Raw genomic sequence first — 330 nt, forward strand, 5'->3', positions numbered from 1 at the left:
GGAAATCCCCAGGAAACTCCGGCCCCCCTCCACCGATAATCCTTTTGTAGCTGTCGCCGTACAAACCTCCGTCTTCCTCCTGAAGGAGCACCCCATGGCCAGCGGCCTCGCGAACGTCCTCTCCACCGCCATCAGCACCTCCAACTCCCAGCGCTCTTCGATGGACGACATGATCGCCCAGGCCCCGCCGGAGCAGAAGGGCTTCCTGGAGGCGCAGAAGAAGGTTCAGCAGGACTCGCAGATCATGAGCACGATCACGAACCTGATGAAGAAGATGGACGAGATGGCGATGGCGGCCATCAACAACCTGAAGTAGTCGCTGACAGGTTG

1 protein-coding gene is annotated in these 330 nt (G+C 59.7%); it reads left to right on the forward strand.

Going from position 1 to position 330, the window contains the following annotated elements; genetic code table 11:
- The first annotated feature begins 94 nt into the window (after positions 1–94).
- Positions 95–316: a hypothetical protein gene (locus D7X32_RS44765; RefSeq protein ID WP_120530291.1), complete on the forward strand. Its 222-nt coding sequence runs from the start codon at positions 95–97 to the stop codon at positions 314–316.
- The last annotated feature ends 14 nt before the right edge of the window (positions 317–330 follow it).

Source organism: Corallococcus carmarthensis, from assembly GCF_003611695.1.
Lineage (GTDB): Bacteria > Myxococcota > Myxococcia > Myxococcales > Myxococcaceae > Corallococcus > Corallococcus carmarthensis.

Coding starts and splice junctions, on each gene's coding strand:
- D7X32_RS44765 (WP_120530291.1), top strand. CDS start 95: ATGGCCAGCGGCCTCGCGAACGTCCTCTCCACCGCCATCAGCACCTCC.